At 69.6% G+C, this 24,848-nt stretch carries 18 protein-coding genes, 1 tRNA gene and 1 pseudogene; 13 read left to right on the top strand and 7 right to left on the bottom strand.

Annotated features, from left to right (window positions below):
• On the top strand, window positions 1-307 hold a 307-nt coding region (locus AC30CM_RS02500; protein WP_490115237.1), incomplete at its 5' end, for a hypothetical protein.
• On the top strand, window positions 304-654 hold the full coding sequence (locus AC30CM_RS02495) for a hypothetical protein (RefSeq protein ID WP_490115236.1): 351 nt from the start codon (window positions 304-306) through the stop codon (window positions 652-654). The genes AC30CM_RS02500 and AC30CM_RS02495, both read left to right, overlap by 4 nt.
• A 3-nt stretch (window positions 655-657) precedes the next feature.
• Here AC30CM_RS02495 and AC30CM_RS02490 read toward each other — a convergent pair whose 3' ends face one another.
• The 3 genes from AC30CM_RS02490 to AC30CM_RS02480 form a co-directional block, all read right to left on the bottom strand.
• Window positions 658-1,725, bottom strand: coding sequence for a PrsW family glutamic-type intramembrane protease (locus AC30CM_RS02490; protein WP_490115235.1), 1,068 nt, complete (start codon window positions 1,723-1,725; stop codon window positions 658-660).
• Window positions 1,722-2,219, bottom strand: a complete 498-nt coding sequence (locus AC30CM_RS02485) for a hypothetical protein (protein WP_490115234.1) — start codon at window positions 2,217-2,219, stop codon at window positions 1,722-1,724. The genes AC30CM_RS02490 and AC30CM_RS02485 overlap by 4 nt, the downstream gene beginning before the upstream one ends.
• 166 nt (window positions 2,220-2,385) lie before the next feature.
• Window positions 2,386-2,739: an ArsR/SmtB family transcription factor gene (locus AC30CM_RS02480; protein ID WP_490115233.1), complete on the bottom strand. Its 354-nt coding sequence runs from the start codon at window positions 2,737-2,739 to the stop codon at window positions 2,386-2,388.
• A gap of 70 nt (window positions 2,740-2,809) precedes the next feature.
• On the opposite strand from AC30CM_RS02480, the gene AC30CM_RS02475 reads away from it, so the two are divergent.
• Window positions 2,810-4,915, top strand: coding sequence for a heavy metal translocating P-type ATPase (locus AC30CM_RS02475; RefSeq protein WP_490115232.1), 2,106 nt, complete (start codon window positions 2,810-2,812; stop codon window positions 4,913-4,915).
• A 158-nt stretch (window positions 4,916-5,073) separates the two neighbouring features.
• Here AC30CM_RS02475 and AC30CM_RS02470 read toward each other — a convergent pair.
• The 3 genes and pseudogenes from AC30CM_RS02470 to AC30CM_RS02460 all read right to left on the bottom strand — a co-directional run.
• Window positions 5,074-5,988: pseudogene (locus AC30CM_RS02470) on the bottom strand (MFS transporter); the annotation flags it as partial.
• 17 nt (window positions 5,989-6,005) lie between these two features.
• Window positions 6,006-6,398, bottom strand: coding sequence for an ArsR/SmtB family transcription factor (locus AC30CM_RS02465; protein ID WP_490115231.1), 393 nt, complete (start codon window positions 6,396-6,398; stop codon window positions 6,006-6,008).
• Between the two features lie 62 nt (window positions 6,399-6,460).
• Complete coding sequence (locus tag AC30CM_RS02460) at window positions 6,461-7,213, bottom strand: acyl-[acyl-carrier-protein] thioesterase (RefSeq protein WP_490115230.1); 753 nt, start codon at window positions 7,211-7,213, stop codon at window positions 6,461-6,463.
• A 368-nt stretch (window positions 7,214-7,581) separates the two neighbouring features.
• On the opposite strand from AC30CM_RS02460, the gene AC30CM_RS02455 reads away from it, so the two are divergent.
• Complete coding sequence (locus AC30CM_RS02455; protein ID WP_490115229.1) at window positions 7,582-8,367, top strand: TMEM165/GDT1 family protein; 786 nt, start codon at window positions 7,582-7,584, stop codon at window positions 8,365-8,367.
• A gap of 60 nt (window positions 8,368-8,427) precedes the next feature.
• Here the strand turns inward: AC30CM_RS02455 and AC30CM_RS02450 are convergent.
• Window positions 8,428-8,501: transfer RNA gene (locus AC30CM_RS02450), tRNA-Arg, on the bottom strand.
• A gap of 129 nt (window positions 8,502-8,630) precedes the next feature.
• On the opposite strand from AC30CM_RS02450, the gene AC30CM_RS02445 reads away from it, so the two are divergent.
• From AC30CM_RS02445 to AC30CM_RS02405, 9 genes are all read left to right on the top strand, one after another.
• Window positions 8,631-10,130: a wax ester/triacylglycerol synthase family O-acyltransferase gene (locus AC30CM_RS02445; RefSeq protein ID WP_490115228.1), complete on the top strand. Its 1,500-nt coding sequence runs from the start codon at window positions 8,631-8,633 to the stop codon at window positions 10,128-10,130.
• Window positions 10,127-11,857: an HAD-IB family hydrolase gene (locus AC30CM_RS02440; protein WP_490115227.1), complete on the top strand. Its 1,731-nt coding sequence runs from the start codon at window positions 10,127-10,129 to the stop codon at window positions 11,855-11,857. The genes AC30CM_RS02445 and AC30CM_RS02440 overlap by 4 nt, the downstream gene beginning before the upstream one ends.
• A complete protein-coding gene (locus tag AC30CM_RS02435; protein ID WP_490115226.1) occupies window positions 11,854-14,241 on the top strand; it encodes a glycerol-3-phosphate 1-O-acyltransferase in 2,388 nt (795 codons plus the stop codon). Before AC30CM_RS02440 ends, AC30CM_RS02435 begins: the two co-directional genes overlap by 4 nt.
• A 33-nt stretch (window positions 14,242-14,274) precedes the next feature.
• The gene (locus AC30CM_RS02430) at window positions 14,275-16,284 is read left to right on the top strand and encodes a bifunctional copper resistance protein CopD/cytochrome c oxidase assembly protein (RefSeq protein ID WP_490115225.1); all 2,010 of its coding nucleotides are present in this window, start codon (window positions 14,275-14,277) and stop codon (window positions 16,282-16,284) included.
• A 141-nt stretch (window positions 16,285-16,425) separates the two neighbouring features.
• Window positions 16,426-16,959, top strand: coding sequence for a single-stranded DNA-binding protein (locus AC30CM_RS02425; RefSeq protein ID WP_490115224.1), 534 nt, complete (start codon window positions 16,426-16,428; stop codon window positions 16,957-16,959).
• Between the two features lie 168 nt (window positions 16,960-17,127).
• Window positions 17,128-18,801, top strand: a complete 1,674-nt coding sequence (ettA, locus tag AC30CM_RS02420; protein ID WP_490115223.1) for an energy-dependent translational throttle protein EttA — start codon at window positions 17,128-17,130, stop codon at window positions 18,799-18,801.
• A 48-nt stretch (window positions 18,802-18,849) separates the two neighbouring features.
• Window positions 18,850-23,730 carry an NAD-glutamate dehydrogenase gene (locus AC30CM_RS02415; protein WP_490115222.1) on the top strand — a complete coding sequence of 1,627 codons (4,881 nt, stop codon included), beginning with the start codon at window positions 18,850-18,852 and terminating at the stop codon, window positions 23,728-23,730.
• Window positions 23,727-24,140, top strand: coding sequence for an acyl-CoA thioesterase (locus tag AC30CM_RS02410; protein ID WP_490115221.1), 414 nt, complete (start codon window positions 23,727-23,729; stop codon window positions 24,138-24,140). The genes AC30CM_RS02415 and AC30CM_RS02410 overlap by 4 nt, the downstream gene beginning before the upstream one ends.
• Entirely contained in the window at window positions 24,137-24,817 is a 681-nt protein-coding gene (locus tag AC30CM_RS02405; protein ID WP_490115220.1) for a DUF8010 domain-containing protein, read from the top strand. The genes AC30CM_RS02410 and AC30CM_RS02405 overlap by 4 nt, the downstream gene beginning before the upstream one ends.
• Window positions 24,818-24,848 lie beyond the last annotated feature (31 nt).

Raw genomic sequence — 24,848 nt, 5'->3', positions numbered from 1 at the left:
GCCGCGATCGATCAGTCGGCGGCCGTGCTGCCGCCGGTTGGCGGACCGGCGGCTCCGGTCGCTGCTCCGGTGGCCGCTCCCGTCCTGGCCCCCGCGTCTGAAGCCGCTGCGGCGGCGGTCCCCGGTGCTGGTGCCGGTGGTGGTGCGGGCGGCGGCGCCGGTGGTGGCGCGGCCGGTGGCGGTGCTGGTGGTGGCGCCGGTGGTGGCGCGGCCGGTGGCGGTGCTGGTGGTGGTGGTGCGGCCGGTGGTGGTGCGGGTGGTGCCGGTGGTGGTGGTGCCGGTGGCGGCGCGGCCAGCGGTGTCGTGACCCAGGCCGCGGGCGGCGTGCCGGCGGCGGCGAGTTCGGGTCTCTTCGGACCGCTGGCTGCGGTGAACCCCATGCCGGGCGAGGTCATCGCCCCGCTGACGGGTGCTGCGGCGCTGGCCACGCAATACGTGCCGCAGCCGGCGTTGGTGCCGGGCGAGGGCGGGTTGTTCGCCCTGCCCGCCCTGAACCTGCCGTCGATCAGCGGGCTCGGTGTGCCCCTGCCGTCGCAGATCACACTGCCGACCGACGTCGTCTGCTCGACGCCAGACTGGTCGGCCCCCCGGCCGGGTGCGCCCGCCGCGCCGGCGCCGCCGCCTGCGACGGCACCGGCGAACGGACGCTGGTAATCCCTAGCCGGTTGCCTGGATCTCGTCGAGGGCGGTCCGCTGTCTGCGCTTCACGGCGCGGGCGGCGGACCGTCCGCCGTTTCGGCGGGCCTGCTTGCGCAGCGCTCGGCGACTCCGGAAGGACGTCAAGGAGTCCAGCACTTCGGGTGGCGCGGTCAACGATCCGCGAAGCGCCTCGATGCGGGCGGCGACCCACCGGCGTTCGAAACGCTGCAGCCACACGGCCCATGCCACGAAGATGGCCACGTTGATCGCGACCTTGAGCAGGACGTGGTCGCGCATCAGCGGCGAGTCCCAGAAGAAGTGCAGGAACCAGGCGCTGGCGAACAACGCCACCGACAGTGCTAGTCGCGGGCCGAGCGACAGCGCGGCGCGCTGCGAGAACGACGGGAGCAGCAGCAGGACCGCGACCGACGTGAGCGCCGCGAACGCCCAATGCGACGGCACCGAGGTGAGGATTCGGACCTCGACTTCGCCAGAAGCGCCGAACACGTCGTTGTCCAGGCTGTTCAGCGCACCCACCGCGGCGTAGGTGAGGTCTTCGATGACGTCGAAGCCGAGCCCGACGAACATTCCGACCATCAGGGCGTGCGAGACCCGATGGAACACCGCCGAACACAGCACCAGGATCACCGCGGCGCAGGCGGCCTTGGCGGCCTCTTCGACGATGGGTGCGGTGAGCGCCGCCGACCAAGCGGCGAACGTGTCGGGGTCGACGACGCGTGCCCACAGGGCATCGACCGCATCGTTGCCCGGGATGGCCAGCGACGACGCCATGGTGGCGCCCAACGCCGTGCCAGCCACCAGCCCCTGCGGGTAACGGCGAACGCTGCGGTAGGGGTCGAAGGCGACCATCAGCCAGATCAGGGCGGCGACGAACAGCGCCCAGATGGGCCCCAGGATCAGCTGGGCGTCGAAGGTCTCTCGAATGGCGATGCCGTTGCCGACCACCAGGGCATACGTTCCGATGACCACCAACGCCACGTAGAGCCAGAAGACGGCGGAGTCGGGCCGGTAGACCACGGGGACGCGCGCGGCGAGCGCGGGGCGTTCGGTGACGTCGGTGGTCACTCGGTGCTCCTCGTGATGGTGTCGATGACGTCTTGCACCGGACGCGCCGCGGCTCCGGGTGCCGCCAGGGAGACCACCGAGATCACGACGTCGTCGTCGGCCACGAAAGCGCAAGTGCCAGTGGAGTCGTCGACGATGACGGTGACGCAGGTGTCGCCGGTCAGCGACCCGTTCGACGAGCTGATCCGGCCGCCGTCCCACGTCGACGTCGTGCCGCGGATGCGGTCGAGTCGCATCAGGCGATCGGCGAGCGCCCGCACGTCGCGGCCCTCACGGTCGTACACGCCGACGATCACCGTGGTGTCCTCGCCGCGCAGATAGACCCGGTTGCCCTCGTCCTGGCTCTCCCATCCGTCGGGCACGGTGACGTCGACGACGGTGCCGTCGGCCGAGACGATGTCGACCGCGGAGCCAGATGCGGCCTCGGTGGCCCATTCCCGTTCCGGGAGAACGGCGTCGAGGAGCTGAGGGACGAGCACGATGGAAAGCAGCACGGCGGCAAGGCCGAAGGCGGCGGCTTTCTGGGTGAGTCGTGGTCGGTGAGGTGGTCGAGGGGGCGCAGGGGTCTGCAGATCGGTCACGGGGGCTCAGCCTAGGGTGACCCCCGAGCGTGCGGGACGGTCTCGGGCAGTGAGGCCGAATTTCGGTGATCGAGGGCGCTCAGGCAGTGGTGTCGCGCGCGCCGAGGCGTAGGTGCTCGATGTGGTAGACGGCCTCGTCGAGCAGCAGGGCGACGTGGTTGTCGTAGAGCCGGTAGACGATGTTGCGTCCGTGGCGATCCCCGGCGACGAGGCCGAGGGCGCGGAGGAGTCGAAGCTGATGCGATACCGCGGGCTGCTCCATGCCGACGGCATTCGCCAGGTCGGTGACGGTGCACGGTGATTGGCGCAGTCGGGTGAGGATGAGGAGGCGGTTGGGGGACGCGAGCGCCTGCAGCGTCTCGGCGACCTTCGCGGCGGCGGCGGCGTCCAGGGTCGCCGGCGGGGTCGATCGCCCCTCCACGCCATGGCCCATGCCGTCAATTCAAGCACGCGACCCCGTCAGGACGTGACACCTCTAGATTTGTACATGTATACATGTATGCGTGACGTGCTCGGAAACGCTGACCAGGGAAGCCTCGACGCCCCCATCCGGCCGCGGTGCCCGCGCCGGTGCCATGGCCCGGTTGCTGTGGTCCGTTCCATCGGTGCGCTGGGCCACGGTCGCGCTGGCCGCGTTCGTGATCGGAGTCGTGGCACGGGCCGTCGGCGCATCGGCCTTCATCGTGGGAAGCGCGTTCGCGGCGTGCTATGTCGCGGGCGGTTGGCAGCCCACCCTGGAAGGTCTGAAGGCGTTGCGCGACAGGCGACTCGACGTCGACCTGCTGATGATCGTCGCGGCACTCGGCGCCGCTGCCATCGGTCAGTACCTCGACGGCGCCCTGCTCATCGTGATCTTCGCGTCGTCGGGAGCGCTGGAGGACGTCGCGACCCGCCGCACCGCGGACAGCGTCAGCGGCCTGCTGACGCTCGCACCGCAGCGCGCCGTCCGCGTCGGACCCGGCGACGCTGCCGACGAGGTCGAGGTGGACGTCGCCGAGTTGGCCGTGGGCGACCACGTCCTGATTCGTCCGGGGGAACGGATCTCGGCCGACGGCGTGGTGGTCGACGGTGCCTCCGACGTCGACCAGGCATCGATCACCGGAGAGTCGGTGCTGGTGCGCAAGGCGATCGGGGCCGACGTGTTCGCGGGCACCGTCAACGGCAGTGGGGCGCTGCGCGTCCGCGTCACGGCCGACCCGGCGGACACCGTCGTCGCGCGCATCGTGGACATGGTCGCGGCGGCGTCGGCGACGAAGGCGACGACGCAGCTGTTCATCGAACGCATCGAACAGCGCTACTCCACCATCGTGGTGGTCGCGACGGTCGCGCTGCTGACCATCCCGCTGCTGTTCGACCAGGATCTTCGGTCGACATTGCTTCGTGCCATGACGTTCATGATCGTGGCGTCGCCGTGTGCGCTGGTGCTGGCCACCATGCCTCCGCTGTTGTCGGCGATCGCCAATGCCGGCCGTCACGGGGTGCTGGTGAAGTCGGCGGTCGCGCTCGAGCGGCTCGCCGGCGTCGACACCGTCGCCTTCGACAAGACGGGTACGCTGACCCGCGGCGAACCGCGGGTGTGCGGCATCCTGTCCGAACCCGGGACGAGCGAGCGCGAGCTGCTCGAATTGGCCGCTGCCGCAGAGCGTTACAGCGAACATCCGCTCGGGAGGGCCATCGTGGCGGCGGCGGGCCCGACGTCGTCGCGACACGTGTCCGACTTCGTGGCGGTGCCCGGGTGTGGAGTGCGGGCCGTGGTGGACGGTCGACGAGTGGCCGTGGTGACCTCCGAGTCTCGGACTCCAGGAGATGCCGCGAACCGGTTCGACCCGGGTGCGACGGTGGTCGCCGTCGAGGTCGACGACGAGGTCTGCGGCACGATCGCGTTGACCGACCTGATCCGGCCGGACGCCGCCGCCGCGGTGCGCCGGGTGACCGCCGTGACGTCCGGCGAGGCGGTGCTGCTCACCGGGGACAACGCGGCGGCCGCGAGGCGGGTGGCGGCCGAGGTCGGCATCGACGACGTGCGCTGGGGGCTGCTGCCGGACGAGAAGGCGGCCGCGGTGGCCGAGTTCGAACGTGCCGGGCACCGGGTGCTGGTGGTCGGTGACGGTGTGAACGACGCCCCGGCGTTGGCCGTCGCACATGCCTCGATCGCCATGGGGCGCAGCGGGTCCGACCTGAGCATCGACACCGCGGACGTCGTGACGGTGCGTGACGAACTGAGCCCCGTGCCGACCGTCGTTCGGTTGGCGATGCGCGCGCGCCGGGTGGTGATCGCGAACCTCGTCGTCGCGGGTTCGGTGATCGTCGCCCTGGTGCTGTGGGATCTGTTCGGCGAGTTGCCGTTACCGCTCGGCGTCGCCGGTCACGAAGGGTCGACGATCGTGGTGGCGTTGAACGGGTTGCGGCTGTTGACGGAGGGGGCATGGCGGCGGGCCGCCGGGTGTGATGGCGGCGGGCCGCCGGGTGTGATGGGCGGCGGGCCGCCGAGCGATGAGCGCGGCCAGGCGCGGACCGCGAGCACGGTGCCCACGGTGGCCAGTGCGGCGCACGCCGCGACGGCCACCGGTTCTCCGATGGAGGCGCCCATCCACCCCGCTACCGGATAGGTGAGCAGGAAGCAGGCGTGCGACAGCGAGAACTGAGCGTTGAACACGGCGGTTCGGGTGGTGGCGTCGGATGCGTCGCGGAGCAGCCGAGCCGACGGGGTGCTGATGGCAGACGTCGCGGCCCCCAGCACGACCCAGGTGGCGCCGAACGCCACCCAGGCCCAGACACCTTCGGGTCGTGCGAGGAGCAGCACGGTGGCTGCCGTCAGTCCGCCGGTGGCGCACACGGCTCCGGTGAGCATCGCCGGGCGGTCACCGGTGGTGTGCAGGATGCGCGGCAGGGCGAGCGCCACGATCATCGAACCGGCCCCTTGGCAGGCCAACAACGCTGCGACCGCGGAACCCGGTGCGTGCAGGTACTCGCGAACGTAGATCACCGTGTTCACCACCACGAGGGCCGTGGCGCTCGCCACGACGAGGTTCAGTGCCAGCAGTGCTCGCAGGGTGGGCTGCCGGAGCATCATCCGAGCGCCGAGCGTCACCTCGCTCCAACGTGATCGGGATTCGCGGGTGGTGGCGGTCTGCGGCAGCCGGGTCGAGATGACGAGGACCGCAGAGGCGATGAATCCCGCGGCGGTGCCGTAGAACAGCGTGCTGAAGTTCATCACGGTCAGCAGCGCGGCCGCGAGAGTCGGGCTCGCCAGGGATTCCATGTCGTAGGCAAGCCGAGACAGCGACAGCCCGCGGGTGTAGTCGTCCGGGTCGACGAGCACGGCGGGGATCACGGCCTGGAACGTCGGCGTGAAGGTCGCCGACGCGGCCTGCAGTGCGAAGATCAGCAGGTAGATCTGGCCGGGCTCCGTGACGAACGGCAGTGACAGCGCGACGGCGGCCCTGGTGACGTCGGCGCCGACGAGTACGGCTCGCGTCGGCAGTCGATGCAGCAGGGTCGAGGCCACGGGAGGCACCGTGACGTAGGCGACCATCTTGACGGCCAATGCGGTTCCCAGAACGGCGCCGGCCCGGGGCCCGGCGACGTCGTCGGCGAGCAGCGCCAGCGCGACGGTCAACAGACCGGTACCGACGAGCGCCACCACCTGCGCTGCGAACAGTCGTCGAAAGACGCCGTTCATCACTGCGTTTCGCACGATCAGGAATGGCCGGCGGCGCGTGGCCGCGCGGCCCTGGGCGTGGCGTCGTCGTGACGGTGATGGGCCGGGATGCCGGGCCCGGCGTGTTCGGCGTTGAAGACGGCGTCGCGGACCAACTGGCGGACGTGGGAGTTCTCGAGGCTGTAGTAGATCGTCGTGCCGGCCCGACGCGTGCTGACGAGTCGTGCCATGCGCAGTTTGGCCAGGTGTTGGGATACCGACGGCGCCGGCTTGCCGACGTGCTCGGCGAGTTCGTTCACCGAGCGCTCGCCGTCGACCAGTGCCCACAGCACCTGGATGCGCGTGGAGTCGGCGAGCATGCGGAACACCTCGACCACCAAGGCTGCCTGGTCGTCGTCCAACCTCTCAGCTGGCTGCTTGTCTGCATTCATACGCAGATAATAGACCGCATCGGCGACCACGGGATCCTTGTGGTCCAGCCGTGGCGAACCGGTCAGAGCGAGCGCACCAGGACGGCGGCGCGCACCTCGTCGCCGACGCAGAGCGCCGCGTGGATCGACTGATCCCGACGGACGAACCGAATCGTCACGTCCTCGCCGTACTTGATGGGCTTGCGGTACTCCACGACCGCGCGGAACGGCGCCCGGCAGGCCTCGGGTGCCACGGCCATGACCTCGTGTACGGCATGCCAGTAGGCGGTATTGGTGACGTGCTCGAAGATGTCGATGTCGGTGCGGCGCAACGCGAACGGCAGCGACGAGTCGGCGTCGTCGGGATCGTCGAGCCATGGGCGCCACCGCAGCCGGTGGACCTCGGTGGTGCTCGCGAAGCGCGCGATGAGGCTGTCCGACACGCGCTGCGGCGTCAGGGTGCGCTCGTTGATGGCGATCCAGAAGCCCTCGGTCTCGATGCGACCGCCCTCGGCGCCCTCGATGCCCACGCGCATGGTGCACCAGCGGGTGGACAGCGCCGAACACCAGCGGTGCAGCGTCAGGTCGTTCGGCCATTCGATGGGTTCGATGACGTCGATGACCGTGCGCTGTACCAGCCAGTGGGGATGTTCCTCGGCCTCGCCGGCGTCGACGAGGTTCTGGGCGCCCACCTCCTGGACGTAGCGGGCCACGCCGTCGAGGCGCAGGTGCAGTTCGCCGTCGATGTCGCCCGTCGCCACGGGCCAGGAGGTGCAGAACACGTAACCGGAGGCGGGGCGAGGTTGCAGGCGATTCTCGGCATCGGGGCTGGGCATCGCGGTCCTGTGTACCTCGTGTCGCCGGCGCCGGTGACGACGACCCGCCCCGAAGCGATGTTGCGGCTTCGCGCGCACCCGTTTCAGGGAACCCGAAAGATTCCCGCAGTGCTACCAAAATTATTGCTGTGGTTGGGCTTTCGCGCTTTTGGAGTTGCGTGGGCGCAAGCGGCGCGGCTATGGTGGTGGCAACGAAGGGGAGTAGCCCCCCAATCGGGACGTCGACATACTGGCGCAGCGAGTGATCGCGCGCCCGGTGCCCCGAACCGGCGATGACGCCGGTGGGCGAGACCTTCGGTCGTGACCACACGTGTCGTCGGCCGGAGGCGTGCCCTCCTGGCCGGTGATCTCGGACCGAGGAGCCGTCGTTGCTGTCCGCAGTGCTACTGAGCTTTGCCGTCATCTTCATCGCCGAACTGGGGGACAAGACTCAACTCGTCGCGATGATGTTCGCCCTGCGCTACAAGTGGTGGGTGGTGTTGTCGGCCATCGCGGCGGCGACCACGATGGTGCACGTCCTGTCGGTGGCCATCGGTCACTACCTGGGTGCCGCGCTGCCGACGGGCCTCATGGGTCTGCTGGCAGGCATCATGTTCGTGTTCTTCGGGCTGTGGACCCTGCGGGGCGACACGCTTTCCGACGAGGAGAAGTCGAAGACGGAGAAGGCCGCGGCCCCCGCGTTCTTCGTGGTGATGTCGGCTTTCATCCTGGCCGAACTCGGTGACAAGACCATGCTGGCCACGGTCACCCTCGCGGCCGATCACGACTGGCTGGGCGTGTGGATCGGATCGACCATCGGCATGGTGGTCGCCGACGGGCTCGCCATCATCGTCGGCGCCGTCGCCGGCAAGCACCTGCCCGAGCGGCTCATCCAGATCGGAGCCGCGGCGCTCTTCCTGCTCTTCGGCGCGTTCATGGTGCTCGAGCACGTGTTCCCGACGGCCCCGGCCGTGGCCATCGCCGCCGGTGCCGTCGCCGTGGTCGCGGCGTTCGCCGGGGCCCTGTGGGCGCTGCCCGAGCGTCGCCGCCCGGCGGTGCTGCGGACCCAGCCGACGACTGCGACGGCTGCGGGCAGCGGCACCGAAGAGCAGGGTGCGACACCGTCGGCGTTTCCCGACGCGACCACTCCCGAGGCGGCCCGTCACGACCACTGAGGTGGCCCTGAGACGGGCACCGCGGCGGCCCTGAACCGACCGCCCCACTCGATCACGGAGCGCCCCCGGCAGGAATCGAACCTGCGACCTAGGGATTAGAAGGCCCTTGCTCTATCCAACTGAGCTACGGAGGCAACGCACGCAGCAGTGTACTTCCCAGCGGACGTTCAGCCACCCGCGGCAACGTCGATTGGTACTCGCCGCGGCAGCGCGCCGACTAGCGTGGTGGCCGACATGTCGACCATGCGAGGAGGCAGCACGGGATGAGTGACGTGCCGGAGTTGGATGCGGCCGGACTTCCCGAGGAACTGAGCCCGGTGGATCAACTGCTGCACCGCGGCGAGGCCAACCCCCGCACCCGGTCGGGGATCATGGGTGTCGAGTTGCTCGACACCACGCCGGACTGGACGCGGTTCCGCGACAACTTCGAGCAGGCATCGCGCAAGGTGCTGCGCCTACGGCAACGCGTGGTGATGCCGACGCTTCCCACCGCGGCGCCGCGCTGGGTGGTGGACCCCGACTTCAACCTGGACTTCCACGTCCGGCGCATTCGGGCACCCGAGCCCGGCACGCTGCGTGACGTGCTCGACATCGCCGAGGTGGCGCTGCAGTCGCCCATGGACATCACCCGCCCGCTGTGGTCGGCCACGCTCGTCGAGGGCCTCGAGGGTGGTCGTGCGGCCACCATCCTGCACCTGAGTCACGCCGTGACCGACGGCGTCGGTGGTGTCGAGATGTTCGCCAACCTCTACGACCTGGAACGCGATCCAGCAGACGAGCGCGAGGCGCCGCTGCCCATCCCGCAGGACCTGTCGCCGAACGACCTCATGCGCGAGGGCATCAACCGACTGCCCGGCAACATCGCAGGCAGGGTGCGCGGCGTCATCGGGGGAGCGCTGGGTACCGTCGGCCGCGTGGTGCGCAACCCCGTCGGGGCCGTCGGGGGCGTGGTCGACTACGCCCGCTCGGGTGCGCGCGTGATGGGCCCGGTCTCGGAACACTCACCGCTGCTGCGCCGCCGCAGCCTCGCCTCGCGCAGCGAGGCCATCGACATCGCGTTCGGGGACTTGCGCGCAGCCAGCAAGGCGGCCGGCGGCTCGATCAACGACGCCTACCTCGCCGGCCTGTGCGGCGCGCTGCGCCGCTACCACGAGGCCAATGGCCTGCCGGTCACCACCGTGCCCATGGCGGTACCGGTGAACCTGCGGTCGAGCGACGACCCCTCCGGCGGCAACCGCTTCGCCGGCGTCAACCTGGCCGCGCCAGTGGGCATCGTCGATCCCGTTGAACGGATCCGCGAGGTGCGCAAGCAGATGACCGAGAAGCGCGAGGAACGAGCCATCGACCTGGTGGGCTCGATGGCGCCCGTGCTCAGCCTGCTCCCCGACAGCGTGCTGGAATCCGTCGCGGGCAACGTGGTGGCATCCGACGTGCAGGCCAGCAACGTCCCCATCTACCCCGGCGACACGTTCATCGCGGGTGCGAAGATCTTGCGGCACTACGGCTTGGGGCCGTTGCCCGGCGTCGCGATGATGGTCGTGCTGGTGTCACGGGCTGGCTACTGCACGGTCACCACCCGCTACGACCGCGCCTCGATCACCGATGCCGAGCTGTGGGCCACCTGCCTGGTCGAGGGCTTCGACGAGGTGCTCGCTCTCGGCGGTGACGGCCGCGCCGTGCCTGCGTCGTTCACTGCTGCCGGGCCGCAGAAAAACCCAGCCACCGATGACACGTCGACCGCGAGACGGAGTGCGCCGCAATGAGTTCGCAGAATGGACAGGACAAGCGCAGCCTGCGCCTGCCGGGCTCGGTCGCCGAGATCCAGGCGAGCCCCCCGGGTCCGGAAGTGGGCGCGTTTTTCGACCTCGACGGCACCTTGGTCGCCGGCTTCACCGGCGTCCTCATGACGCGAGATCGGTTGCGCCGCGGGCAGATGAGCGCAGCCGAGTTCATCGGCATGGTGCAGGCCGGGCTGAACCACCAGCTCGGTCGCTCGGAGTTCGAGGACCTCATCGGCAAGGGTGCCAGGATGTTGCACGGCAACTCGCTGAGCGACCTGGACGAACTCGGTGAGCGCCTGTTCGTGCAGTCGGTGCAGAAGCGCATCTATCCCGAGATGCGGGCGATGGTGCACGCCCACATGGCTCGCGGACACACCGTGGTCCTCAGCTCGTCGGCGCTGACCGTCCAGGTCGAGCCGGTGGCCAAGTTCCTCGGCATCTCCAACGTGCTGAGCAACGTGTTCGAGACCGACGACGACGGGCTCGTCACCGGCGAGGTCCGGCGGCCCATCATCTGGGGGCCGGGCAAGGCGCGAGCGGTGCAAGCCTTCGCCGCGCAGAACGGCGTCGATCTGGCCAAGAGCTACTTCTACGCCGACGGAGACGAGGACGTCGCCCTGATGTACCTGGTGGGCAATCCGCGCCCCACCAATCCCGGCGGCAAGCTCGAAGCCGTTGCGCTCAAACGTGGTTGGCCCATTCTGCGCTTCACCAGCCGCAGCGGATCCAGCCCCGTCTCGCAGCTGCGCACCGTCGCGGGCATCGCGTCGCTGGTGCCTGCGGCGGCGGGCGCCATCGGGGTCGGCCTGCTCACCCGCAACCGTCGTACCGGGGTGAACTTCTTCACCAGCACGTGGACCCGACTGCTGCTCGGCGTCATCGGCATCGACCTCGACGTGGTGGGGGAGGAGAACCTGAAGGCTCAACGCCCCGCGGTGTTCATCTTCAACCACCGCAATCAGGCTGATCCGTTCATCGCCGGCCGCTTGATCAGTGACAACTTCACCTCCGTCGGCAAGAAGGAACTCGAGAGCGACCCGCTCATGGGGACCATCGGCAAGGTGATGGATGCGGCGTTCATCGACCGCGACGATCCCAAGGCCGCGGTGGAGGGCTTGCACAAGATGGAAGAGCTTGCCCGCAAGGGTCTTTCGGTGCTCATCGCCCCGGAGGGCACGCGGCTGGACACCACGGAGGTCGGCGAGTTCAAGAAGGGTCCGTTCCGCATCGCGATGGCGACCGGAGTCCCGATCGTGCCCATCGTGATCCGCAACGCCGAGATCATCGCCGAGCGCAACTCCAGCACCTTCAGTGCGGGCTCGGTGGACGTCGCGGTGCTGCCGCCCATCCCGGTCGACGACTGGACCACCGAGAACCTCACCGAGAAGATCGCCGCGGTGCGTCAGCTGTACCTGGACACGCTGGCGGACTGGCCCTTCGACGGGTTGCCCGGGGACCTGACGAGCCGGCCGCCCTATGCGGGGTCGGACGACGGGGGGCTCGCGAAGCGCCCAGCCGCGAAGACGTCGCCGGCCAAGAAGGCTCCCGCCAAGAAAGCCGTCAAGAAGGCCGCCGTCAAGAAGGCCGCCGTCAAGAAGGCCCCTGCCAAGAAGGACCCCGCCACGACGCCTGCGAAGAAGGCCGCCGCCGACGGACGTCCCACTGGTGATGGCGACTCGGGCACGCATCCGGTGAAGGGACGTCCGTGAAGGTTTCCGCCGACGAGTTCGCCACCTTCAATCCCACCGGCGACGCCCTCGTCCTGGCGGCCGTCGCCTCGCCCGCCGAACGCGAACTGCTCGACGACTGGCTCGCCCAGCAGCGCAGCCGCCACCCCGAAGCGCGCATCGAGGTGCTCGAGCTGCCCGGCGACGACGACCCGCCTGCGACGGTGCTGGCCAGTCTCGTCGAATTGCTGGAGGCCGACGAGAATCGATCGGTCGTCCCCGTGCGGGTGTTCTGGGTGCCCGGGGGGCTGCCCACGCGCTCCAAGGTGGTTGCCCTACTGTCCGGTCGCGACACGTACCGACCGCCGAAGGTGTTGCAACACCGCATCCTTGCGCGCGACGCGTCGCGGGCCCGCGTCGTGAACGGCGAACCCGCCACCGTCGCCGAACTGCACCGGCAGTGGAGCGAGCACACGCTGGCCGAGAACCCCCGGGAATTCGCACGTTTCGTGTTGCGCCGGGCCGAACTCGCCATCGAGCGCGTGGAGTTGCGCCTGCTCGGGCCCGAGTACAAGTCCCCGCGGCTGGTGAAGCCGGAGATGCTGGCGTCGGCGCGGTTCCGGGAAGGTCTGGAACGGATCCCGGACGCGTCCATCGAGAAGGCCGGCGCCATGCTCGACGAGTTGTCCACCGGGTGGAGCCGGTTCTCGGTGGACCTCATCCCGTCGCTGGGCCGGGCCATCTTCAGCCGTGGTTTCGATCCCAACGTCGACTACGACCGTGCCCAGGTCGAGGTGATGCGCGAGGCGCTGGAGAGCCATCCGGCCGTCCTGCTGTTCTCGCATCGGTCCTACCTGGACGGCGTGATCGTCCCGGTGGCCATGCAGGAGAACCGGCTGCCGCCGGTGCACACGTTCGCCGGGATCAACCTGTCGTTCGGCTTCATGGGTCCGCTGATGCGGCACTCCGGCGTGATCTTCCTGCGCCGCAAGCTCGACGACCCGCTGTACAAGTACGTGCTGCGGCAGTTCGTCGGTTACATCGTGGAGAAGCGGTTCAACCTCAGCTGGGCCATCGAGGGCACTCGGTCCCGCACCGGAAAGATGTTGCCGCCCAAGCTCGGTCTGCTGGCCTACGTCGCCGATGCGTATCTCGACGGACGCAGTGACGACATCCTGCTGCAACCCGTGTCCATCAGCTTCGATCAGCTGCACGAGACGGCGGAGTACGCGGCGTACGCGCGCGGGGGCGAGAAGACCCCCGAGGGGCTGTCGTGGATGTACAACTACATCAAGGCGCAGGGGGAGCGCAGTTACGGCAAGATCTACGTGCGCTTCCCGGAAGCGGTCTCGATGCGCGACTACCTGGGTGAACCGGGCGGTCCCATGACCACCGACGAGGACGCCAAGCGACTGGCGATGCAGAAGATGGCCTTCGAGGTGGCCTGGCGCATCCTGCGTGCCACCCCGATCAACGCCACGGCACTCGTGTCGGCCCTGCTGCTGACCACCCGCGGCGTCGCGCTGACGCTCGATCAGCTACACCACACGATGCAGGACGCGCTGGACTACCTGGAACGCAAGCAGACCCCGATGACCAACAGCGCGCTGCGGCTGCGGACACCCGACGGGGTGCGAGCGGCCGTGGACGCGCTGTCGAACGGACACCCCGTCACTCGCGTCGACGGCGGTCGCGAGCCGGTGTGGCGCATCGCGCCCGAGAACGAGCACGAGGCGGCGTTCTACCGCAACACGCTCGTGGACGCGTTCCTCGAGACCTCCATCGTCGAGTTGGCGCTGGCGCACGTGGCGCGGTTCGATGCCGCCAACCCGGATTCGTCGGCCGACCGGCTCGACGTGTTCTGGGAGCAGGCGATGCGGTTGCGCGACCTGCTCAAGTTCGAGTTCTACTTCGCGGACTCCGCCGCATTCCGCGACCACGTCGCCGAGGAGATGTCCTGGCTGCCCACGTCGTCGTCGGAGGACGACGGCACCGCGTGGGAGCGCGACGTGACCGCGGGCGGCGAACACATCGGCGCCATGCTGCAGGAGAAGCGGCCGCTGCTGGCAGGCGCCATGCTGCGACCGTTCTTCGAGGCGTACGAGATCGTGGCCGACGTCCTGCGCGACGCCCCCGCCGACGTCAGTGAGAAGGATCTCGTGGGGCGGGCCCTGGGTCTCGGCGCGCAGTACGTCGCGCAAGACCGCGTGCGCAGCAACGAGTCGGTGTCGGCCTTGCTGTTCACCACCGCGCGGCAGGTGTGTGCCGACCAGAACCTGCTGGCCGCGGCACCGGACCTCGCCGAACGCCGGGCGGCGTTCCTCGCCGAGCTGCGCTCGATCCTGGCCGACATGGACGAGATCGAGCGGCGGGCCCGCGAGCAGTTCGTGGTGCGCGAACAGCGGCGGCGTGCGGCTGCCAGATAACGGTCGGTCGGCGCACCGCAATACCCTGGTCTGATGACCACCGTCGCCTCTGGCCGCACCCGCGGTGCCGCGGTGACCCCGATCCTGATCGGCCTCGGCGTACTGGCGGGCGCGGTCGCGGCGGGGCTCGCGGCGCTGGCGCTCGCCGACGCGCTGACCGCCACCGGGTTGCCGAACCCGGGACCGGTGACCAACTACGGGTTGCCCTTCGTGCGGGCCGCCGGCGAGATCGCCGCCGTCGTCGCGGTCGGGTCGTTTCTCATGGCGGCCTTCCTGGTGCCCCCGCAGAAGTCGGGCGTCCTCGACGTCGCCGGTTATCGAGCACTGCGCACCGGCACGGTGGCGTCCGGGACGTGGGCGGTGTGTGCCGCGCTGCTGGTGCCGCTGACGGCCTCGGACGTCACCGGACAACCACTCACGGGACGTCTGGGTCTCGCCGACGTCTGGTCGGTGGCGGGCCTGGTCGAGACGGCCGGGCTGTGGCGGTGGGCGGCCGCGTTGGCCGCGATCGTGACGATCACCAGCATCCCCGTGCTGCGCTGGTCGTGGACGCCGCTGCTGTTCGCGGGGTCGTTGGTGACACTGCTGCCGCTGGGGTTGTCCGGCCACTCCTCGTCGGGCGGCTCCCACGACCTGGCCACCAACAGCCTGATCATCCACCTGGTGGCCGGCGCCGTCTGGGCCGGCGGACTCTTCGCGCTGCTGGCGCTGGTGGTGCGCCACGGCCGCGATGCCGACCTCGCCGCGCGGCGGTTCTCCGCCGTCGCCCTGTGGTGTTTCGCGGCGATGGCGGTGTCGGGGGTGGTCAACGCCCTGGTGCGGGTGCGGCCGTCGGACCTGTTCACGAGCAGTTACGGCTGGCTGATCGTCGCCAAGGTCGTGGCGCTGTGCGTGCTGGGCGGCATCGGCTGGCAGCAGCGCCGCCGCGGCGTCGCGGCGCTGGCGCGCGATCCGGGGGATCGGGGCGCGCTGATGCGCCTGGCCCTGGTGGAGGCCGTCGTGTTCGCCGTGACGTTCGGCATCGCCGTCGCGCTGGGCCGCACCCCGCCGCCACCGCCCGTCACGCTCAACCCCTCGATCACCGAGGTCGAGATCGGCTACGACCTCCCAGGTCCGCCCACGGCCGCGCGCCTGCTGTTCGACTGGCGGTTCGACCTGATCTTCGGTACGGCGGCGTTGGTGTTCGCCGCCGTCTACGTGGCCGGCGTGGTGCGGCTGCGCCGCCGCGGCGACGCCTGGCCCATGGGCCGCACGCTCGCCTGGCTGCTGGGGTGCGGCGCGTTGCTGATCGCGACGTCGTCCGGCGTCGGCCGCTACATGCCCGCGATGTTCAGCGTCCACATGGCGGCGCACATGCTGCTGTCGATGCTGGTGCCGGTGCTCCTGGTGCTGGGGGCTCCGGTGACGCTGGCCTTGCGGGCGCTGCCGGCGGCGAGCCGCGACGATCCGCCCGGTCCGCGGGAATGGTTGTTGGCCGCGCTGCACAGCAAGTTCTCGCGATTCCTCACGCATCCGGTCGTGGCACTGCTGCTGTTCGTCGTGGGGTTCTACGGGCTCTACCTCGGCGGATTGTTCGACGTCGCGGCAGGCAGTCACGCCGCGCACGTCGCGATGAACCTGCACTTCCTGCTGAGCGGCTACCTGTTCTACTGGGTCGTCATCGGCGTCGACCCGACCCCGCGGCCCATCCCGCACCTGGCCAAACTCGCCGTCGTGTTCGCGTCACTGCCGCTGCACGCGTTCTTCGGCGTCGTCATGATGGGCAGCCAGGACGTACTGGCCCGCACGTTCTACGAGTCGCTCAAGCTGCCCTGGCACACCGACCTGCTCGGCGACCAGAAGCTGGGTGGCGGCATCGCATGGTCGGCGGGCGAGGTGCCCCTGGTGCTGGTGCTCATCGCACTGCTCATCCAGTGGACACGCAGCGATCGACGCACCGCCAAGCGGCTGGATCGCGCCGCCGACCGCGACGACGACGCCGACCTGACGGCCTACAACGCCATGCTGGCCGAACTGAGCCGCCGCGAGTCGGGCACCCGCTGAGCGGTTCCATCCCCAAACGCGCCTTCATCCCCAGCCGGGCGCCGACGGCGCCGAGGGTGTGCCCCCTGCGTCGGAGCGGGCGCGGTCAATGGTCGCATCGGCGGGGCACCGGGTCCCGCCGATGCGAAGGAGGATCCGCTCGTGTTCGAGACGCCCATTCACATCGTCGGCAACATCGTGGCCGAACCCGTCCGCCGCAGGGTCGGTGACCAGGACCTGACGCGGCTGCGCGTCGCGAGCAATTCGCGGCGCAGGATGCCCGACGGCAGCTGGGGTCCCGGCGACCCCCTGTACGTCACCGTCACCTGCTGGGGCGCGCTGGCCACCGGGGTCGGCGGATCGCTGGTCAAGGGTGATCCGGTGGTGGTCATCGGCCGGCTGTACACCAACGAGTACCTCGACGGTGAGAACAACCGGCGGTCCTCGACGGAGGTGCGCGCCGTGGCGGTCGGGCCCGACCTGTCGCGCTGCAGCGCACCGATCACGTCCGTCCGGCGGCCGGCCGGTGGCGCCCCGACGGTCAGTTCCAGCGACGCCATTGACGGCTCCGACGACCCCGACGCAACCGACCCCGACGCAACCGACCCCGACGCAACCGACCCCGAGGCGGTCGACCCCGCGGCGCCGTCCGTCGGCCCGGCTGCCGAGGAGGCCACGCTGTCGCTGTCGGCATGAGCGCGCCGGGTGGGTTCCCGCGGAGCGGGGTGCGCCTCGGCGCCGGCTCCGGGCCGCCCCGGCGCCGCCGGAATCCACCCGCGTGAGTGCCCGCGAGGACGGGCGGCTGCCCACGCCTAGGATGGTCGACGGGCATCACCCGAGGACGGAAAGGCGACGGCAACTTTCATGGCCGAATTCATCTACACGATGCGGAAGGTCCGCAAGGCGCACGGCGACAAGGTCATCCTCGACGACGTCACGCTGAACTTCCTTCCTGGCGCAAAGATCGGCGTCGTCGGGCCCAACGGGGCCGGCAAGTCGAGCGTGCTGAAGATCATGGCCGGCATCGACCAACCCAACAACGGCGACGCCTTCCTGGCGCCCGGGGCATCGGTCGGCATCCTCATGCAGGAGCCGGAACTCGACGAGACCAAGACCGTGCGGCAGAACGTCGAGGACGGCGTCGCCGTCAAGGCGAAGCTGAACCGCTACAACGAGGTGGCCGAGCTGATGGCCACCGACTACTCCGACGAACTCATGGAGGAGATGGGCAAGCTCCAGGAGGAGTTGGACGCCGCCGACGCGTGGGACATCGACTCCCAGCTCGAGCAGGCCATGGACGCGCTGCGCTGCCCCCCGCCCGACGAGCCCATCACCCACCTCTCCGGCGGTGAGAAGCGCCGCGTCGCGCTGTGCAAGCTGCTGTTGTCCAAGCCCGACCTGCTGCTGCTCGACGAGCCCACCAACCACCTGGACGCCGAGAGCGTGCTGTGGCTCGAGCAGCACCTCGCCGACTACCAGGGCGCCATCCTCGCCGTCACGCACGACCGGTACTTCCTGGACAACGTGGCCGAGTGGATCCTCGAACTCGATCGCGGTCGGGCCTACCCCTACGAGGGCAACTACTCGACCTACCTCGAGAAGAAGGCCGAGCGCCTCGAAGTCGCGGGCAAGAAGGACCAGAAGCTGCAGAAGCGCCTCAAGGAGGAACTCGCCTGGGTGCGTTCCGGGGCCAAGGCACGGCAGGCCAAGAACAAGGCACGCCTGGGTCGCTACGAGGAGATGGTCGCCGAGGCCGAGAAGTCGCGGAAGCTCGACTTCGAGGAGATCCAGATCCCCACGCCGCCGCGCCTCGGCAACGTGGTGGTCGAGGTCGAGCACCTGGACAAGGGCTTCGAGGGCCGCGCGCTGATCAAGGACCTGTCGTTCACGCTGCCGCGCAACGGCATCGTCGGCGTCATCGGCCCCAACGGCGTCGGCAAGACCACGCTGTTCAAGACCATCGTCGGCCTGGAGCAGCCCGACAGCGGCGTCGTCAAGGTCGGTGAGACGGTCAAGCTGAGCTACGTCGACCAGAGCCGTGCGGGCATCGACCCCAACAAGAACGTGTGGCAGGTCGTCTCCGACGGCCTGGACTACATCGAGGTGGGCCAGAACGAGATCCCGTCGCGGGCGTACGTGTCGGCGTTCGGCTTCAAGGGACCCGATCAGCAGAAGCCCGCGGGCGTGCTCTCCGGCGGCGAGCGCAACCGGCTGAACCTGGCGCTCACGCTCAAGGAGGGCGGCAACCTGATCCTCCTCGACGAGCCGACCAACGACCTCGACGTGGAGACCCTCAGCTCCCTGGAGAACGCGCTCGAGGCGTTCCCCGGTTGCGCCGTGGTGATCTCGCACGATCGATGGTTCCTGGACCGCACCTGCACGCACATCCTGGCGTGGGAGGGCGATGTCGACAACGAGGCCAAGTGGTTCTGGTTCGAGGGCAACTTCGGTGCCTACGAGGAGAACAAGGTGGAACGACTCGGTATCGAAGCCGCGCGTCCGCACCGGGTCACGCATCGCCGCCTGACGCGGGACTAATGTCGCATCTGCGTGCCAGCGTGGTCGCGTAGCTAGGAGCGGATTGGGATGACGGTGAGTCCTGGAAGCGGCAGGGCGTTCGACGGCTCGACCGAGGCGACGATCATTCTGAACAAGGATCCGCGCGAGGTCCTTGCGCGGGCGTACCTGCAGACGCATCAGGGTCCGCACGGGGACGCGCCCGCCGCCGACGCCGCCGTCACCGCGCCGATCTCGCGGGCGGACACGCCCAGCCTCGTCACGCCCGCGCTGCTGGCCGCCCACAACAAGGTGGGTCAGGTGCGCGCCGTCGGCGAGACCAAGGTCGCCGTGTACGCGTCGGGCGACCAGTCCGGCGTCGGCCCGGCCATCCAGATCGTGACGGACGCCGCGAGCATGCTGATGGACTCCGTGACGGTGCTGCTGCACCGTCTCGGGGTCGCCTACCTGGCCATCATGAACCCGGTGTTCCGCGTCCGACGGAGCCCCGCGGGCGAGCTGCTCGACATCCGCCCCGTCGCCGACCCGGAGGCGCCGCGCGACGGCATCGACGAAGCGTGGATTCACGTCGAGCTGTCGCCGTCGACCGACGCCAAGGCCGTGTCCGAGGCCGCCGCCCTCCTTCCCAGCGTGCTGGCCGATGCGCGGCAGGTGGCCGTGGACGCCGGCGCCATGAACGCCACGCTGGTGGGTCTGGCCAACGCCCTCGACGCAGACGTCTCGGGGCACTTCCTGGGCCCCGACCGCCGCGACGTGGCGGCGCTGCTGCGCTGGCTGGCTGCCGGGCACTTCGTCCTGCTGGGCTATCAGCGCTGCGCGGTGCGCGACGGGCGCGCGTCGGTCGAGCCCGCCAGCAGGCTGGGCGTGCTCAAGCTGCGCACCGACGTGCTGCCGCAGCTGACGGGCGAGGACGATCTGCTGGTGCTGGCGCATGCCACGATGCCGAGCTTCTTGCGCTACGGGGCCTACCCCTACATCGTCGTGGTGAGGGAGAACGCCCCCGGCGGGCAGACCATCGAGCATCGCTTCGTGGGCCTGTTCGCCGTCGCCGCGATGAACGCCAACGTGCTCGAGATCCCGTTGATCGCGCGACGCGTCAACGAGGCGCTGGCGTTGTCGCACGGCGACCCCAGCCACCCCGGGCAGCTGATGCTCGACATCATTCAGACCATCCCGCGCCCGGAGCTGTTCTCGCTGTCGGCGCCCGATCTGTTCGAGATGGCCAAGGCCGTCGTCGATCTCGGCTCGCGCCGTCGTGCGCTGCTGTTCCTGCGCGCCGACAATCTGGCGCACTTCGTGTCGTGCCTGGTGTACCTGCCGCGTGACCGGTACACCACCGCGGTGCGGCTCGAGATGCAGGACATCCTGGTGCGCGAACTCGGCGGTGTGTCGATCGAGTACACCGCGCGCGTCAGCGAATCACCCTGGGCGGTGGTGCACTTCACGGTCAAGCTGCCCGACGGCACCCAGCCGGCCTCGGTCGACGCGTCACCGGGCAACGAGGCGCGCATCCAGGATCTGCTGACCGAGGCCGCCAGGACGTGGGGGGACCGGCTCATCGGCGCCGTGAAGGACGGCGCCATCGGACACCGGCACGCCGAGCACTATGCCGCGGCGTTCTCCGAGGTCTACAAGCAGGCGTTCAGCCCCACCGATGCCATCGCCGACATCGAGATCATCGAGCAGCTCACCGATGACTCGGTCAAGCTGGTGTTCGCCGACAGCGGTGCAGACCACGCCGCGCAGCTGACGTGGTACCTCGGCGGCCGCTCGGCGTCGCTGAGCGAGCTGCTGCCCATGCTGCAGTCGATGGGCGTCGTCGTGCTCGAAGAGCGGCCGTTCACCGTGACCCGGCCCGACGGCCTTCCGGTCTGGATCTACCAGTTCAAGATCGCCATCAACCCGTCGATCCCCGACGCCGCAGACGCCGACGAACGCGCCGCCGCGGCAACGCGATTCGCCGACGCCGTCACCGCCATCTGGCAGGGACGCGTCGAGGTGGACCGGTTCAACGAACTGGTGATGCGGGCCGGGCTCACCTGGCAGCAGGTGACCGTGCTGCGGGCCTACGCCAAGTACCTGCGCCAAGCCGGGTTCCCGTACAGCCAGTCGCACATCGAGACCGTGGTCAACGACCACCCGCACACCGCGGCCGCACTCGTCCGGCTGTTCGAGGCCGTGTTCGACCCCACGGCGGATTCGTCGGGCACCGACGCCAACTCGGCGGCCCAGGCCGCCGCGGCTGCGGTCGCGTCCGACATCGAGGCGTTGGTGAGCCTGGACACCGACCGGGTGCTGCGGGCCTTCGCGTCGATGATCCAGGCGACGCTGCGCACCAACTACTTCGTCACGCGTACGGGGTCGGCGCGAGCCAGTGACGTGCTGTCGGTCAAGCTGAACCCGGTCCTCATCGACGAATTGCCGCTGCCACGGCCGAAATACGAGATCTTCGTGTACTCGCCGCGAGTCGAGGGGGTGCACCTGCGGTTCGGCAACGTTGCCCGCGGTGGTCTGAGGTGGTCGGACCGGCGCGAGGACTTCCGCACCGAGATCTTGGGTCTGGTCAAGGCGCAGGCGGTGAAGAACGCGGTGATCGTGCCCGTCGGCGCCAAGGGCGGGTTCGTGCTGAAGCGCTCGCCGGCACCCACCGGGGATGCCGCCGCGGACCGGGATGCCCTGCGCGCCGAGGGCGTGGCGTGCTACCGGCTGTTCATCAGCGGACTGCTCGACGTCACCGACAACGTCGACACCGCCTCGGGCCGGGTCGTCGCGCCCGACGACGTGGTCCGCCGCGACGGCGACGACGCCTATTTGGTGGTGGCCGCCGACAAGGGCACCGCGACGTTCTCCGACATCGCGAACGACGTCGCGAAGTCCTACGGCTTCTGGCTCGGTGACGCCTTCGCATCCGGCGGCTCGGTGGGCTACGACCACAAGGCCATGGGCATCACCGCCAAGGGCGCGTGGGAGTCGGTCAAGCGGCACTTCCGCGAAATGGGTGTCGACACGCAGAGCGAGGACTTCACCGTCGTCGGCGTCGGTGACATGAGCGGTGACGTGTTCGGCAACGGCATGTTGCTGTCGAAGCACATTCGCCTCGTCGCCGCGTTCGACCACCGGCACGTCTTCTTGGATCCGAACCCCGACGCCGCCAGCTCGTGGGTCGAGCGCAGCCGCATGTTCGCGCTGCCGCGCTCGAGTTGGGACGACTACGACCGCAGCCTGCTCAGCGAGGGCGGGGGCATCTACAGCCGCGAGCAGAAGTCGATCCCCGTCAGCCCGCAGGTGCGGGAGGTGCTCGGGCTGTCCTCCGAGGTGACGGAGATGACGCCGCCGGCACTGATGAAGGCCATTCTGTTGGCGCCGGTGGACCTGTTCTGGAACGGCGGCATCGGTACCTACGTCAAGGCCGAGACCGAGTCCGACTCCGACGTCGGCGACCGCGCCAACGATCCGATTCGCGTCAACGGAAATCAGTTGCGGGTCAAGGTGGTCGGCGAGGGCGGCAACCTCGGCGTGACGCAGCGCGGACGCATCGAGTTCGACCTGGCCGGCGGGCGCATCAACACCGACGCCATGGACAACTCCGCGGGCGTCGACTGCTCCGACCACGAGGTCAACATCAAGATCCTCGTCGATTCGCTGGTCACGGCGGGCAAGGTCGGCGCCGACGAGCGCACCGAGCTGTTGATGTCGATGACCGACGAGGTGGGCAGGCTGGTGCTCGCCGACAACGCCTCGCAGAACGACCTGATGGGCACCAGCAGGGCCAACGCTCCCAGCCTGCTGACCGTGCACGCGCGGCAGATCCGCGAGCTGGTCGCCCAGAACGACCTCAACCGCGAACTCGAGGCGCTGCCGTCGGAGAAGGAGATCCGGCGTCGCGGCGAGCTGGGCCTCGGACTGACCTCGCCCGAACTCGCGACCCTGATGGCGCACGTCAAGCTGGCGCTCAAGGCCGAGTTGCTGGCCACCGACGTGCCCGACCAAGAGGTGTTCGCCGCCCGGCTGCCGCAGTACTTCCCGGCCGAACTGCGCGACCGCTTCGGCGTCGACGTCCGCAGCCACCAGCTGCGCCGCGAGATCGTGACCACCATGCTGGTCAACGACCTGGTCGACACGGCGGGCATCACCTACGCGTTCCGCATCAGCGAGGACACCGGGGTGGGACCCGTGGACGCCGTCCGCAGCTTCGTCGCCGTCGACGAGATCTTCGGCGTGGGACGGGCGTGGCACCGCATCCGTGCCGCCGGCCAGGCGGGCGTCCCCGTGGCGGTCACCGACCGCATGACGCTGGACCTGCGCAGGCTGATCGACCGTGCCGGCCGTTGGCTGATGAACTACCGCCCGCAGCCGCTGGCCGTTGGCGCCGAGGTCAACCGGTTCGCCGCGAAGGTCGCAGAACTCACGCCGCACATGTCGGAGTGGCTGCGCGGCGACGACAAGGCGATCGTCACCAAGGAGGCCGGCGAGTTCAGTGCCAAGGGCGTACCGGAGGACCTGGCATACCTGGTGGCCACGGGGCTCTACCAGTTCAGCCTGCTCGACATCATCGACATCGCCGACATCGTCGACCGCGAACCCGCGGAGGTGGCCGACACGTACTTCGCGCTGATGGACCACCTGGGCACCGACGGGCTGCTCACCGCGGTCTCCGGCCTGCCACGCGACGATCGGTGGCATTCGTTGGCGCGTTTGGCGATTCGTGACGACATCTATGGCTCGGTGCGGGCGCTGTGCCTGGACGTGCTGGCCGTCGGCGAGCCCGAGGAGACCGGCGAGCAGAAGATCGAGGAGTGGGAGCTGACCAACAGCTCCCGCGTGGCGCGGGCGCGTCGCACGCTCACCGAGATCTACACCGACGGTGACAAGGACCTGGCGACGCTGTCGGTCGCGGCGCGGCAGATCCGCAGCATGACCAGGACCAGCGGAACGGGAGCCAGCAGTTGACCGAACGCTTCGTCACGCCGGTGCCGGTCCGCTGGTCCGACATCGACATGTACCAGCACGTCAACCACGCGACCATGGTGACGATCCTGGAGGAGGCCCGGGTGCCCTTCCTCCTGGAACCCTTCAAGGACGACTTCGCCACCACCGGTCTGCTGATCGCCGAGGTGAAGGTCGGCTACAAGGGGCAGCTGCGGTTGGCGGATTCGCCGCTGCAGGTGACCATCTGGTGCAACCGGTTGCGCGCGGTCGACTTCACGCTCGGCTACGAGGTGCGGTCGGTGCTCGCCGATCCCGACTCCAAGCCGGCGGTCATCGCCGAGACGCAGTTGGCGGCGTTCGACATCAAGGAGCAGAAGTTGGTGCGCCTGGCGCCCCATCAGCGGGAGTATCTCGAACGCTTCGGCCGATGACGACGGAGCGCGGGCTGTGGCTCGCCGACACCTCACATCGCGACGACCTCGCGCTCTTCGTCGAGCGTGCCGTCCGGCTGGACGAGGCCGCGGTCATCCGGTTACGGCAACGGGGGATCGGCCAGGTGGTCGCCTGGGTGGCAACGGGTTTCGACGTGTTGGCCAGTCGCGTCGTCGCCGGCCGGGTGACGCCGGGTGACCTGTCCGCCGGCGCAGACTCCTTGGCGGGTGCGCTGCGGACGATGGACCCGTCCGGTCGCGTGGACCCGGGGTTCGCGATGGATTCCGCGTGGCGCGGCGTCCTGCCGCCCGAGACCGGCTTCACGCACCTCGACGACGTGCCGGCACGCGTGCTGCTCGATGTGGCGCGGCGGGGTCTGGAATTGGCCAAGGAGCACGGCAGCGCGCACGGGCCGCCGGCGTCGCTGCTCGATTCCGAGGTGCTGCGCGTCAGTGCCGGTGACGCGTCGGTCGGCGTGCCGATGCGCTGCGTGTTCGCGCTGACGGCGATGGGCTTCCTGCCGCAGTCACTCGTCGGCTCCGACGACTTCGCGCCCGAGTCGGTGGCCGCCGACGAGGTGGTGCGGGTCCGGGTCTTGCCCGCATGGCTGCGCGTGGACGCGCGATTCGGCTCCGTGCATCGCCGCCGCGGGGATCCGGCAATCGTGCTGCGCTAGTCGATTCGGGCACGCGTACCCGCGCTCAGCG

Source organism: Mycobacterium sp. DHQP2018-32-09, assembly GCF_058148405.1.
Note: the sequence above shows the minus strand (reverse complement) of the source record. Positions and strands in the feature narration are given on the sequence as shown.